This window comes from Ruegeria sp. CDSB136, assembly GCF_059610965.1.
In genome coordinates this window covers 1-12,813 of the sequence record NZ_JBXWOP010000026.1, presented here as the reverse complement: position 1 = coordinate 12,813, position 12,813 = coordinate 1, and the positions used below count along the sequence as shown (strand labels likewise).

Below are 12,813 nucleotides of genomic sequence, written 5' to 3'. Positions count from 1 at the left end.
TCCCTTGTCTTACTGGGCTCAGTTGCCCAAAGCGTTGATCTGATCCAGAACGCCTTCGGGCCATGAGCCAGCGAATTCGCTGTCCAGATACATAGACTGTACCTGATCGCGGAACGCAGCGAGATCGGGTTCGTAGATCTCCATTCCTTGCTCTTTCAGGAAACTGACAAGATCCTCTTCTTTCTGAAGTTGCTTCTGACGGCCTGATTCAGCTGCTGCGTCCGCAGCTTCCTGAACCTTGGCTTGCTGTTCCGGCGTCAACCCGTCCCAAACTTCTTTGCCAATGGCGATATAGTTCAAGTCGACCAAGTGCGATGTCAGGATGATCTGATTGGTCACTTCGTAGAATTTGGCATCAACCACGGTTGGCAATGGGTTGTCCTGACCGTCAACGGCACCGGTCGACAGAGCTGTGTAAACCTCTGAGAACGCCATTGGTGTCGGGGCAGCACCCAGCGCTTTGCCAAGGAATTGCCACGCATCTGTGCCCGGCATCCGCAGGTTCACACCCTCCAGATCAGCCGGAGTGCTGACGGTCAGTTCATCCTTGGGTTGGCGCAGGTTCACCTGACGACGGCCCAGATACATGACCGACAGCAGTTTGACGCCCAGTTCTTCTTCGGCCTTTTGTTTGAATGCATCCATCAAGGGATCATTGAAGACAGCCACCTGATGCGCGGCATCCTGGTGGACATAGCCTGCGGTAAAGATCGAAAACTCTGGGAAGAACTGTGCCAGTTCCTGCGCCGAGGTGATCGACATTTCCAGGTTGCCCCGGCTGATGGCGTCCAACTCCGTACCTTGGGCGAAGATTGTGCCGTTATAGCTGGGCTCATAAGTCGCAAATTCAGCGACCATGGGTGCGAAAACCTCGGCCATTGCGACCGAGCGCTGATCGGTCTCCGATCCTGATGTTGCGAGGCGAAGTTGCACTTTGTCTTCCGCCAGCGCACCACTTGTTGCGCTAAACAGAACACCGGTTGCGACCAGGGCTGATACAGCAGCCCGGCGGGTAAGTTTGGTAATCACTTTGCTCCTCCCTGAGACATCATGATGCTTCTTTTTTGCGATTTAGAGTTTTGACCTATTTTGGACATTTTGCAAGATGTTTTACAAAATATCAGATATTTTTATTACCTGCAATCTCTGTTGCTGCGTTTCCTGAAGGTTTCGTATCCTGACAGTCTCGCCAGTTCTGCAAGAATTCTGAATAGCTTCAATAACTTGAAGCGTTCTGAACCCTTCCCATCCAGACACAATCGGCACTGCTTCGTGCCGAGCTACTTCAACAAAGTGCCTGAGCTGATTGACCAGAGGGTCAGACGCACCCTTCTTCAGCGCGGTTGATGAGATTGGCGTCCACCAGTCCCTTTGCTCACTCTGGTAACTCCACAATCGAAGATCGGGAACGGACAACGAACCATGAGAGCCACCTATCATGTAGCTACTCTCAGTGGTTGCAGGATAGATGGGATATTCCTGAGACGTCATCTCCCAGCTCCATGGAGCAACGATGCTGTCGGACACACTTATGGTTCCTATCGCTCCGCTTTCGAACGTCAACAGAGCACCGGCAACATCTTCGTTGTCGTAACCCCGCTGCGATGCAGCCGACTGAGCCTGTACGGTCATGACTTCTCCGGCCAGGTACCGCAGCAGATCCACATCGTGGACAAGATTGACCGAGATGGGCCCTGCACCGGGTTTCTTTCTCCAAGGCGCAGCATCAAAATACTCGTCTGGCTTATAGAACCAGCAATTCGCATGGACAGCGCGCACATCTCCAATCGTCCCATCGGCAATGGCTTCCTTAGCCGACCGGATCAGAGGATTGTGTCGACGATGATGTCCGACCATCAGTGGCACATTGGCCTTCTCCGCTGCTTGAACAAGCTCAAGTGCAGCGGTGGCTTCTACGGCGATCGGTTTTTCGACAAGAACGGGACAACCATTTCGAACACACGTGAGGCCTTGTTCGACATGAAGCGTGGTCGGGGTCGCAAGAACAGCTCCGTCCGGAGTTTGATTTGCAAACATTTCTTCGAGGGACGCGTAACATGCGACCCCGTGCTCAACGGCGTAGGCACGACCTTCATCGCTGGGGTCGACCACCGCGACGAGATCAACATGGCGCAACGCTCGGATAGCGTCTGCGTGGCGGCGCCCAACAAGACCAATGCCGACAATGGCAATGCGAAAATTCTTAGACACTTTGCTTCCTTCCGGAGGGTCCGGAAAATCCCGAAACCGATGATTGCGATCGGGCTGCTTTGCCCAACTTGGCCACGACCGTATTGGGGTTTTCGCGATTCCGCAATAATGTATGATATTTTAATTTTTACCATATATATGTTTGGATTGCTGATGTCTCTGAAAAATGCTAATTGAACGAGGAAACTGATAATATCGGGTGAAACGCATGGCGAAACAGCCGTCTACGATAGGTGCAAGCACCTATCAGCGCATCAAGCGGGACATCATCTTCGGGGAACTGCAGCCCGGCTCTAAACTGAAGCTGGACGCCTTGAAAGAACGCTACTCGGCAAGCCTTTCGACACTTCGTGAAACGCTGAACAGGCTCGCCAGCGACGGATTTGTCGAAGCTCCTGAGCAACGAGGTTTCCTGGTCACGCCGGTTTCACAAGAAGACCTGATCGAGATATCAGAGCTGCGTGTCCTGTTGGAATGCCACGCGTTGGAGTTATCCATCGAGAATGGTGACACGGATTGGGAGGGGAACCTCGTCGCCGCGCATCATAAGCTGCATTTGATGGAGCAACGGCTTCTCAAAGGAGATGACTCTGAGAAAGAAACCTGGAAGAGGTACGACTCGGAGTTTCATCAAGCAATGATAGCAGCCTGCAACTCCAAGAATCTTCTATCCCTTCACTCAATCATCTATGACAAATATCTTCGCTACCAGATGCTCGTACTGACCTATCGAGGTGAGATAGCAGCCAAAGAACACAAACACATGTTCGATGCCGCATTGGCCAGAGACGCGAATATGGCCAAGAAACTGTTGGAAGATCACATCCGAAACGGCCTCAACCACACGTTGGAGGCTATGTAAGGCGGCATGCTGATTGCGTGCTTCGACGTCTTCAGGTCGATTTGGCAGGAGATATCTCAAAATTCTACATCTAAATCGAGAAGTTTGTGAACGGCCCTTAGCTGCCCTTGATCCGGCCACCTGATGCGGCTGTACGGACCGTCAGAGGAGACATTCGCCGCGAGCGCTGTATCCAATTCAGCCCGAATTCGTGGATTGCGGGACTTTTGCCTGTCGTCGTATTGAGAACAGACAAGCATTTGGCGACATCTCTAAATGAAACGATGACCTCCGCCGAACCCATACCTCAATCTCCGGATCGCACCCTTGTTGGCGTTGCGCTGATGCTGGGGTTTTGCCTAACCGCTCCTTTGCTGGATGTGTCTGCGAAACTCGCGTCGACCAGTGTGCCGGTTGGGCAGATTACGGCGGCTCGGTTTGTGGTGCAATGCGCGTTGATGGCACCTTTCATCTGGATAATGGGACTGTCGTTGCGCGTGGCGAAAGGTCAGGTGATGGTGCTGGTTTTCCGCTCATTGCTGTTGGTGTTTGCAACATTTTGCTTTATTGCCGCGATCCGGGTGATGCCCCTTGCCGATGCGCTGGCAATCGTGTTCGTGGCCCCGTTCATCGTCTTGTTGGTCGGCAAGTTCTATCTTGGAGAAGCCGTCGGCCCGCGTCGCGTTGGCGCAGCGCTTGTGGGGTTTGTCGGGGTGTTGTTCGTCATCCAGCCAAGTTTCGCAGCTTTCGGCGCGGTTGCTATTATTCCGCTTGGCACGGCAGTTGCCTTCGCTTTCTACATTCTTTTGACCCGGGGGTTGTCGCGTCGGTTGCACCCTGTGACTCTGCAATTCCACACCGGCCTGATCGCCAGTCTGTTTTGCATTCCAGCTCTAATTGTTGCGCAAGGTTCCGGCTCTGATTTGTTTGATCCCGTATGGCCGACAGACATCGCTTTGTTGTGGCTTTTGGGCGCTGGCTTTTTTGCGACGGTGAGCCACATGATGATGACCTATGCGCTGTCTTTTGCACCTTCCGTCACGCTGGCACCGCTGCAGTATTTCGAGCTGCCGGTCGCGACCTTGTTCGGCTATCTTGTCTTCAATGACTTCCCGAACACGCTTAGCCTGCTTGGCATTGCGATCATCATCAGTGCAGGGCTGTATATGATACATCGCGAAAGGGTGGCGGCCAGACAGCTGGTCACCGTACGTGCCGTACCTCCAATCTAAGGCTACTCGCTCGGTCCGTTCCGGACATACAAAGTGCAAACACAAAGTCAAAAGCAGAAAAGTGAGGCACAATACTGGACTTAAACCAATTTCCGAACACTACCCATTGACCCCATTTCATTTATTTTGTTAATTTTCAACATGTTGACAAAAAATCCTACCACCCCAGCCAGTTCATCAGAACATGGAACGAGACTAGGAACTTGGGGCTAAACCCTCCGAGAAATGCCCCCGTTTATGCCCCAGTGGTTTCGGGTGTTCTGGGTAATGAACCACTTCCTGGTCGAGTGAACCACCAGTCCCGGTCGCTCCAGACCCAGCCGCCGTCTCAGTCTCGCGAAGCCCTTAGTGACATGTGCCACGGTCAGGTCGGGGAACAGAGGACCAGATGATGGTAGCTGCCGGAACATCTCATCCAGCACCGGGTGAACCGGGACCAGTCGTTCAGCCGTTGTCAATAATAAGTTTGCCACCTCGCGCTCTGAATTCGGACAGGTCCGGATCATTGGCGTTCAACGTCGGGGCAACCCGGCCCGCGCCGGAGCCAAAATCAGAGAAATCATATCCGGCGTAACTCCAATTCGGATCGTTGTAGATGAAGCAGCTCAAAATGCCGGTTGCGAATGCCTATGATCCGTTCGGCACTGCTGGCGCCCGGAACTCGCCATTGTCGGCCCCCTCATGATACTCGAGGCCCGTATCGGGGGTGTATTCATAAGCCAATTTTAATAGTTCTTATAGCAACTTGTTCCTGATCTGCCAGGTGACGGGCAACTCAGCGGGGGGCACAGTGTCCGGCCGCCTCACAATGATGGCTCCCATTAACATTTGCCTAGGAGCCATTTTCGTTACTCTTGTTTCTTTTGATGAAGCTCCAAAGCCATTTCGTCCAGAATACCGAAGGCCACCGGATAAAAATTCTCGAACAGATCGATTACTGCAGATTCCTCTGCGGGATGATGTTGGCCGTCGGCGTCAGTCAGCCGCCCCATCCGAAACACGACCTCAGTGCCTTCTTCTGCCGGGACCAACTCGTAGGTTTCCAGGTTTGTCAGACCCTCGATGGATGAATTGTGGAGGATATCAGTCACGTATTCGAACGGATTCCAATCGACGATCAGCATCTGAAAATGAGCGGCTTCATGAATGCAGTGCAGGCGGACGCCAGCTGACGTTCGAGACGCATCCCCTTCCCGATAGGCATCCTTCAACATCATCCAGCGCATCTTGAGCTGGGGATCTGTGAGCATTTCCCAGGCCACTACCGGAGGCGCCTTCAGTAAGTGCCGGGTTGTGAAAACGGCATCCTCGTCTGTAACGCGGACGGGCCCGGCGATCTCCCGGTATTGTCGCCAAGCAGCAGCAAGATCATAGACCCGCATGGGTACGTCACCAAAGTGCTCGAACTGAGCGCTATACTGCATAAGTTCAGACTTGATGCCCATTGCCTGAAATGCGTCTTCTGAGAATAGGGCGTAACTGCGGATACCAGTATCATCCTTCACATCGGTCTTCGCCATGCGATGCACAAGTATGACGTCAGCACCGGAGATATCTTTCACCGGCCCGATCGAAAGTTCTTCAAATTTTCCGTGATGCGCAAGGATCTTCAGATCGAGATCGGCTACATTGCGACAAGCATTGCAGGGACAAGTCGTGTTCTGCACAATATTCCGACGGCGTTCGGCGAACCCCCGATAAAGGCTTTCGCATATATTCAGGAAAGTCTCGCCGGAGGGGAACGGCCCACTCGAATAAGCGAGAACGGCGTCACCTTCGAGACCCCCCAACTTCATTGGGTCCTTCAGTTCTATTACAATTGCCTCAAGCAACGAACGGATGATTGGGTTGGCATGTTCCAACTCTGACCGGGTCAGATACCCAGTATAACCAGTAATATCGGCGATTAGCAGGTAACCGGCCTGAACAGACATCCGAGCTTTCCCATTTGCACTCCGTCCCTTGACTGTAGCTTCCGCCATAGTACCGGACAAGCGCGTCTGCCTTCGTCCGACATATCAGATGGACGCTTCTCCATCAGGGGTTTGATCTACGCCCTCCGATTCTCCATCAGCATCATCGTCCTCCCGGCCGTCGGCATAAATGCTTCCGTCGTTGGAAGTGCCAAGTGTGGCTTTTACCGGTTCTTCATCGGGATTGGAGGCGCTGACGTCAGACATTGTTTCACATAAGGACCGATGCATAGTTCCCGGGGGAAGCCCTATAAAGGCTGAAGGCAACCAAAGCTGCCAATGCGCATATTGGTCCCGCTATTTCCAAAAACGCTCGGATAGATGTTGGCGAGACATTGCCAAGGGAGAAATACCGGCAGAGGCTCCTCTCGGTCGGAAACAGCTTCCATTTACTTAAACTTACCATGTTCAACTCATACGCTAACAACGCCTGAGAATTAGCACGCACGGTCCAAACAGCGAAAAGCTATCGCAATTTTCAGATATTTTTTGATGCATTGGGCAAAATGGGTGTGCAGTGGTGCCAGGTAATTTGCATTGTCAACGAACCTACAGCCAATCGGTTCTTCAAAGGTTTCTTGCAAGTCTTTCGTCTGGCATCGGCATTTGAAGTAGTGATCAGCCCCACTTGTGTGGTCCAAGTTGATTGTTAGTGCGTGACCGGCCTTTGGTCCAATTGAACGATGGTTGCCGGGGCCGGCGGTTTATGTCCCAGAGCACTGTGCGGGCGTTTTGTGTTGTAGTGTTTCCTCCATTCTTCGATCAAAATCTGCGCTTCTTTTAGATTGTAGAAGACTTCTCCATTCAGGAACTCATCTCTGTACCGCGCATTGAAACTTTCACAGTAACCGTTCTCCCATGGGCTGCCTGGCTCGATGTATGCGGTCTTTGCTCCAACTGCATTGATCCAGTCTTGCACCGCCACGGCAATGAACTCAGGGCCATTGTCGGAGCGAATGCAGCTTGGCACACCGCGCATGATAAACAGGTCACTCAGCACGTCGATGACATCGCTGGAGTTCAGCTTGCGGTCCACACGGATCGCCAAGCACTCCCGGCTGTACTCATCGATGACGTTGAGCGTGCGGAATGCCTTCCGGGATGCCGAAGCCTACTGGCAGTGGTTGGCTGACTATGTCGTCAACCGAAGACCACCTTCATAGACAGAGCCCTCGGCGGCCCATAGCGGGTTGCCGGGGGATCACTGCTTTGCTTTCTTTTTCCAAAGTGGACGTTGGTCGTAGGTGGCGGAAGGAACGTAATGCGGACCCAGGTAACAGGGTCTAATAAATAGCCAAGTCCCTGATCAATTGTGGTCAGTTAACCAAGTTCACTAGTCATCGGCCCTTCAAATCTCAAGTTTTTTTACGGAGAGATTCAAGCGCTGACTTTAGGATTTCTGAGTTCTCAGACCGTTCTTCTGACGTCATTAAGTTCGGGTCGAAAACCAATCGAAAGTTTGGCTTTTCATGAGAGACTTTTTCTAGGTGGGGTCTCGATCTTTTTTGACCCAGGACGCGGTAGGTCATAACGGGTTGAGCCACGCCCTTGACTTGGATTGCACCGACCTCTTCGGTTTCTATTTCGTGGTTTACGTGCGCCCTGGTTTCGTAAGAGATGTAAATCTCTCCTTCCTCTGCCTGATGCTCTAGCCTTGAGGCTACGTTCACGGCACCACCAATGATGGTGTAATCCATACGGTCGTCACTTCCAAAATTTCCAACCGTGCAGAAGCCTGTATTGATGCCAATACGGCATTGTAGTTGTTGTCTTATTCCTTGCCTCCTCCATTCAGCCTGCAACTCAGCCAACTTGTCTCGCATCGCAATTGCCATTCTCACGCAAGCCAAAGCATCTTCGCGCACTCCTTTACTCTCCGGGTCACCAAAGAAGACAAGGATCGCGTCACCGATAAACTTGTCTATCGTCGCGCCGTAGCTCAAAGCGACTGCTGCCATTTCGGTCAGGTAACTGTTTAGAAGTTCCGTTAAGTCTTCAGACTCCATCTGATCCGTAAGTTCCGTGAAACCAGCCACATCCGAGAAGAACACACTCAGCTTTTTTCGTTTGCTGGCGAGTTTGACTTCCTGGCGCCCGGAAAAGATCGATTTGTAAACTTGCGGTGATAAGTACTTAGCAAGCTTCCCTGACAACGCTTCAAGCTCTAGGTTTTTTCGGTTTACCTCTTCGGCCGCAATGCGCTGCTTTTCAGCCAATGCATTCAGTTCCCGCTCATTGCGATCACTCAACCGCATCATTCGTCGTGTCGTCCGAAGCAGTTTCCTGTATTCTTCAACGAGGTTCTTTATTGAGTTTCGCGTCTCTTCATTTGGGAATTGTCCGCTGCTCAAAGTTGCTTCCGCGACTTCCAACGCTTCTCTCTCCTTGGCAAAAAGATCGTCGATAGTCATTGATCAGACAACTTTTTTAGCGAAAACTTGGCGTGTTTAAGATCTTCTCCGAACTCCTCGCCAAGCTCTTCCATGGTTTCGTCTTCAGGATCATGAAACCAGTAAACTTCGACTTTCTTTCCCATTTCTGCAGCGGAATCCAAAAGCTCCATTATCATCATGATGGCTTTAGCGCTGGAGGAGTTGAAATAGATAAGTTCAAAGTCAAAACGACAGGTGGTATTTGAACCTTCGGAAAGCCAGTTTTTTAGGGAATCAAACAATGGATTGAAAAAGGTCGTAACATCCTCTGGATAGGATTCTCCAATAAGCCTGAGGTGACCAGCATCAAAATCAAATGCCACGGCCGGAGTGCGGTTTGTCGCCGGGATTTTAATGTTCTGCATTCTACCCTCTTAAACCGTGGCTTTGAGCGCGAAGAATGCGTGCTGGTCATCAACTCGCATAAAATCGAACTCGATTGGCTTTGACGCTCGACGCGCAATTTCAATTAACCCGATACCCGCACTGTTGCTGACACTATCGGCTTCGGCTCGTAGTTGGTCCTTGTACGCGACCTTTAGCTCTTCTCGGTTCATATCGCGGAGCTCTGATAGCCGGTTCCGCATGGTGTCGACATCGTTCAACAGGATCAGGTTTCCCGCGTGAACGACATAGCTGCCAGCTTCGTTTCCGATGGTCAGTATGCCGTAACTTATGTCCAGTACCGCTGTTTCACCGTCAGCAGGCAACCTTTCAACGGAATATCTGATGATATTCTGCATCTGCTCTACAAAAACTGCGAATACACTGCGAAGCGTTTTGGTGTCCGCATCTTCAGATACCAACTTCTGCTTTAACGCATCGCCGACGCCGCTAAGAATGCTCTCGGTTACATAACCGCTGTAGGCGAAAACAACGCCCTGTTTTCGCAGGTTAGCACGTAGTTCGTAGACTTCGCTGGCAAGCATCTGTTCTCCTTGATCATGCTTGGACGGCACCAAGTTCAATCCAGGTCTTGATATCATAAGATACACATTTATGCATTTTTAGGGTATCAATTGTGCAGGCTTATCAGCGGGGAGGTTAGCATGATTAGGCTAATATGTGTGGTCGCCCTTATACTTTCGTCAGGACCGGCTGTAGCGGCCGACATTCCGACCGAGGTGAAAGCAAAGCTCCAATCCGCCATGATTGCGCATGTCGATGGCGTGATGGTCGATGGTGCTTACACTTATCTGGACACAACAACCAATGCGATTGAAACTGTATACCCTGCAAATGTTCACCCCATGGTTATTCCGGCAGGAAGCGATTACTTCGTCTGCTCTGAAATGATAACCGAAGGTGGCGACACCGTGACCGCAGACTTTCTGGTGCGGGAAATTTCCGGGGACTACAAGGTTGTTCAGATGATCGTCAATAATCGTGGTGCTCTTCAGGCCGCGATGAAGAACATCGGGAACTAGATGCCAAACACTGTAGAGGCGTTTAGTGCGTAATCTCAGGGCCTTCTTAAGTCGCCGCATCTTCCTAAAGCACATTCTCGCGACCCTCTTGATTGGGGGTGTATTGAATGCCGTAGTGCTTCTTTTTTATTATGACTTCAAAAGACAAGCTCAAACGGACCAGGTCGCAGCGGAAATGGCAACGATTGCAAACCGTATTGCGAGGCCGCTGGCTGAGTTGGTTGAAGCACGAAACTTTACACAAGCGACGAGCCTGCTGGCCGTCTATTCTGGTTTTCCTTATGTGATTTGCGCCGAACAGAAGCTGGAGGAAAGCTCCAAAACCTTGGCCTCCTGGCCTGCCATAGGTTGTGACAGGATAAAAAAAACCGGTTTGGATATCGTCGTTTCCGTCCCGACAGCAGCAGGGTCGACAATGATGTTGGCACGAATTGATCAGGAGATTCTGAATAATGAGTTGCAGACTGAAGTTGGAGTTGTGGTTCTTTTGGGAATTCTCGGAGGCTTTGCGCTGATATTAGCAGGTGCTGCTGCATTTCTATGGCTTATCAACAGACCTCTCGGTCAAATGTTGAAAGCTATTGAAAAGTTCGAACTATACGATGATCCACAGAGGGTCCCGTACCAATCAGAAGATGAGATTGGTAAAGTTGTTCAAAGCTACAACTCAATGCTGGAGCGGGAGGTCGAACGCGTCAACGCGATCCGTGAAGCGCACCATCAGATCGTCGACAGTGTAAACTATGCCACGCGAATTCAGCAGGGGTTGTTGCCTACTGCAAGTCAGTGTCAGAGCGCCTTCGCCGATTTTGCGGTCAAATGGGAGCCTCGCGACTTGGTCGGTGGGGACATCTACTGGATCAGGTCGGAAGGACAGATTTCGACGCTTGCCGTAATTGACTGTACGGGTCACGGTGTACCAGGAGGCTTCATGACCATGCTGGCGATCGCTACTCTCGAGCGGCTTTACTATGAAAACGACAGGCTCAGCCCCGCTTCGGCCTTATCGAAACTGAGCGATTTAACTCGCACCCTCCTAAACCAGGACACTGAAAACTCGACTTCAAACGACGGTATGGACGCAGCAATTTGCCAGATCGACTCAAGCAAAGGGATAGCCAAGTTCGCAGGGGCACACATGTCTTTGTTGGTTAAGTCGGTGGCCAACGTTGATCGCATCCGAGGCGATAAACAAAGTATTGGTTATGCGGACACCCCAAGAGGGCCAAAATTTATCGAGCACGTAATCCACTTAGATCAAATTGTTGATCTGATTATCTCTACCGATGGCCTGATCGACCAATTGGGTGGCGAAAAGCGCTTAGCCTTTGGAGTTCAAAGATTAATGTCGATAGTTAAGCAAGACAGTTGGTCGAACTCGGAAGAGCTTTTGGCGGCCATCGAAGATGCTTTCCAAGATTACAGAAAGAATGAAGAGCGCATGGATGATTTGACGGTGATTGCTTTTCGTCCGTTGCAAGATACAAGTTAGGGTGCTTTTTATGAGGTGAGCAAGGTAGCTGCTTATGGGAAAAAACTGTGGTCTGCCCAAGTTCTGACGAAAAAGGATAGCTTGGCCTGCAGGTGAGAGAGGAAAAGTCGGTTTTTTTATAGTGTAAGCCGCCAGCACCAGCGACCCCCGTCAGCCCCCCGGCACGACTCGTCAGCGGTCGTCTCAGCGCCAGTGAGCGGTCTCGTAAGCTGGGCCGTCAGCGGCCTCTCCAGCGGTCAAAAATGCCCCGTGCTGACCCGCTGACGCTCCATTCCGCCCGTCGCTTCACTCAGTAAAATGCCCCCGAAACCGCCCCAGTTCCGGCCACCGGCTGGAAAAGTTGATAGGTTTCATCGGTCGGCAAGGATTCCTACCACCCCAGCCAGTTCATCGGAACATGGAACGAGACTAGGCACTTGGGGCCAAACCCTCCGAGAAATGCCCCCGTTTATGCCCCAGTGGTTTCGGGTGTTACGGGTGTTGAGGGTGGGACCCCAGAGGTCGTTGAAGGCCCATACCACGGCCCCTCAAACAAGCCAAACTTTAAAAAGCTTAAGAAATTGCATATAATCTGCTGCATTGTACCAATCGATGGTCTCGTTCACGGGGCGTGTCATGGGGGGGCCAAAAGGAAATAATTCTCACGAGAATGCCGGCGAATGGCATGCTTCAATGTCGGTCGCCTTGGCGCTTGGGCTTGGTTTCTTCGTTCTCACTTCAGTTGCAGGCGTATTGGGTGTGGGGCTGCTTGTTGGCTATCGAAATACCTCAGAGCTGCTGACCCAGAAGGCTCAACTTATTATTGGCACACAACGACAACAGGTCGAGCGTTATCTGTCTGCAGCTGCAGATCAAATCGACTTCATTGCGGGCAGGATTTCCTCGGGGGAAGTTGAACCGGAGGGTTCTGAAGAGTTCGTTAGCCTTTTGCTTGGCGCGGTTTCAGCTACCCCCCAGATTCTTCGGATACAGTTTATCGACAGACAGCAAATCCTGACAGGGGTTGAACGTATTGAAGACGAGACACTACCCATATTCGTAAAGCTTGGAGACGATATCGACCTGCGCCACCTCATCGACAAAGTAATCAAAACTGGAGAAGCTAACTGGGGTAAAATACTCTGGCGTGGCTCTGTTGCACAAATCGGCTGAACGCCGAGGTTCCCCTTTCCCCGAACGGACTTATCCCACAGCTCCCGTGACGG

General features: G+C 51.5%; 12 protein-coding genes and 1 pseudogene. 5 read left to right on the top strand and 8 right to left on the bottom strand.

What is annotated here, in order from left to right; all coding sequences use genetic code 11:
* Positions 1–18: 18 nt before the first annotated feature.
* Both AC2FIR_RS21645 and AC2FIR_RS21640 read right to left on the bottom strand, forming a co-directional pair.
* A complete protein-coding gene (locus tag AC2FIR_RS21645; RefSeq protein ID WP_171621269.1) occupies positions 19–1,029 on the bottom strand; it encodes a sialic acid TRAP transporter substrate-binding protein SiaP in 1,011 nt (336 codons plus the stop codon).
* 81 nt (positions 1,030–1,110) lie between these two features.
* Positions 1,111–2,211 carry a Gfo/Idh/MocA family protein gene (locus AC2FIR_RS21640; protein ID WP_496747564.1) on the bottom strand — a complete coding sequence of 367 codons (1,101 nt, stop codon included), beginning with the start codon at positions 2,209–2,211 and terminating at the stop codon, positions 1,111–1,113.
* Positions 2,212–2,419: 208 nt separating this feature from the next.
* Between AC2FIR_RS21640 and AC2FIR_RS21635 the strand changes: the two genes are divergently transcribed.
* Both AC2FIR_RS21635 and AC2FIR_RS21630 read left to right on the top strand, forming a co-directional pair.
* Entirely contained in the window at positions 2,420–3,073 is a 654-nt protein-coding gene (locus AC2FIR_RS21635) for a GntR family transcriptional regulator (RefSeq protein ID WP_496747562.1), read from the top strand.
* Between the two features lie 263 nt (positions 3,074–3,336).
* Positions 3,337–4,284, top strand: coding sequence for a DMT family transporter (locus AC2FIR_RS21630; protein WP_496747595.1), 948 nt, complete (start codon positions 3,337–3,339; stop codon positions 4,282–4,284).
* Between the two features lie 848 nt (positions 4,285–5,132).
* Here the strand turns inward: AC2FIR_RS21630 and AC2FIR_RS21625 are convergent.
* From AC2FIR_RS21625 to AC2FIR_RS21600, 6 genes and pseudogenes are all read right to left on the bottom strand, one after another.
* Complete coding sequence (locus AC2FIR_RS21625; RefSeq protein ID WP_170617628.1) at positions 5,133–6,218, bottom strand: DUF2652 domain-containing protein; 1,086 nt, start codon at positions 6,216–6,218, stop codon at positions 5,133–5,135.
* A gap of 84 nt (positions 6,219–6,302) precedes the next feature.
* Positions 6,303–6,464, bottom strand: a complete 162-nt coding sequence (locus tag AC2FIR_RS21620) for a hypothetical protein (protein WP_170617626.1) — start codon at positions 6,462–6,464, stop codon at positions 6,303–6,305.
* Between the two features lie 442 nt (positions 6,465–6,906).
* Positions 6,907–7,353 (bottom strand): annotated as a pseudogene (locus AC2FIR_RS21615) (integrase core domain-containing protein); the annotation flags it as partial.
* A gap of 259 nt (positions 7,354–7,612) precedes the next feature.
* On the bottom strand, positions 7,613–8,668 hold the full coding sequence (locus AC2FIR_RS21610; protein WP_496763107.1) for an adenylate/guanylate cyclase domain-containing protein: 1,056 nt from the start codon (positions 8,666–8,668) through the stop codon (positions 7,613–7,615).
* The gene (locus AC2FIR_RS21605; protein WP_496748192.1) at positions 8,665–9,054 is read right to left on the bottom strand and encodes a DUF1987 domain-containing protein; all 390 of its coding nucleotides are present in this window, start codon (positions 9,052–9,054) and stop codon (positions 8,665–8,667) included. Before AC2FIR_RS21605 ends, AC2FIR_RS21610 begins: the two co-directional genes overlap by 4 nt.
* 9 nt (positions 9,055–9,063) lie before the next feature.
* Positions 9,064–9,618: a SiaB family protein kinase gene (locus AC2FIR_RS21600; RefSeq protein ID WP_496748190.1), complete on the bottom strand. Its 555-nt coding sequence runs from the start codon at positions 9,616–9,618 to the stop codon at positions 9,064–9,066.
* Positions 9,619–9,738: 120 nt separating this feature from the next.
* On the opposite strand from AC2FIR_RS21600, the gene AC2FIR_RS21595 reads away from it, so the two are divergent.
* The 3 genes from AC2FIR_RS21595 to AC2FIR_RS21585 all read left to right on the top strand — a co-directional run bounded on the left by AC2FIR_RS21595 (position 9,739) and on the right by AC2FIR_RS21585 (position 12,760).
* Entirely contained in the window at positions 9,739–10,116 is a 378-nt protein-coding gene (locus AC2FIR_RS21595; protein ID WP_170614900.1) for a hypothetical protein, read from the top strand.
* 25 nt (positions 10,117–10,141) lie between these two features.
* A complete protein-coding gene (locus AC2FIR_RS21590) occupies positions 10,142–11,608 on the top strand; it encodes a SpoIIE family protein phosphatase (protein ID WP_496748188.1) in 1,467 nt (488 codons plus the stop codon).
* A gap of 615 nt (positions 11,609–12,223) precedes the next feature.
* The gene (locus AC2FIR_RS21585) at positions 12,224–12,760 is read left to right on the top strand and encodes a hypothetical protein (RefSeq protein ID WP_496748186.1); all 537 of its coding nucleotides are present in this window, start codon (positions 12,224–12,226) and stop codon (positions 12,758–12,760) included.
* Positions 12,761–12,813: the final 53 nt, after the last annotated feature.

Bases quoted from the DNA above. Each gene is read 5' to 3' on its own strand.
- AC2FIR_RS21635 (WP_496747562.1), top strand. From the start codon at position 2,420: ATGGCGAAACAGCCGTCTACGATAGGTGCAAGCACCTATCAGCGCATC.
- AC2FIR_RS21630 (WP_496747595.1), top strand. From the start codon at position 3,337: ATGACCTCCGCCGAACCCATACCTCAATCTCCGGATCGCACCCTTGTT.
- AC2FIR_RS21625 (WP_170617628.1), bottom strand. From the start codon at position 6,218: ATGTCTGTTCAGGCCGGTTACCTGCTAATCGCCGATATTACTGGTTAT.
- AC2FIR_RS21620 (WP_170617626.1), bottom strand. From the start codon at position 6,464: ATGTCTGACGTCAGCGCCTCCAATCCCGATGAAGAACCGGTAAAAGCC.
- AC2FIR_RS21610 (WP_496763107.1), bottom strand. From the start codon at position 8,668: ATGACTATCGACGATCTTTTTGCCAAGGAGAGAGAAGCGTTGGAAGTC.
- AC2FIR_RS21605 (WP_496748192.1), bottom strand. From the start codon at position 9,054: ATGCAGAACATTAAAATCCCGGCGACAAACCGCACTCCGGCCGTGGCA.
- AC2FIR_RS21600 (WP_496748190.1), bottom strand. From the start codon at position 9,618: ATGCTTGCCAGCGAAGTCTACGAACTACGTGCTAACCTGCGAAAACAG.
- AC2FIR_RS21595 (WP_170614900.1), top strand. From the start codon at position 9,739: ATGATTAGGCTAATATGTGTGGTCGCCCTTATACTTTCGTCAGGACCG.
- AC2FIR_RS21585 (WP_496748186.1), top strand. From the start codon at position 12,224: ATGGGGGGGCCAAAAGGAAATAATTCTCACGAGAATGCCGGCGAATGG.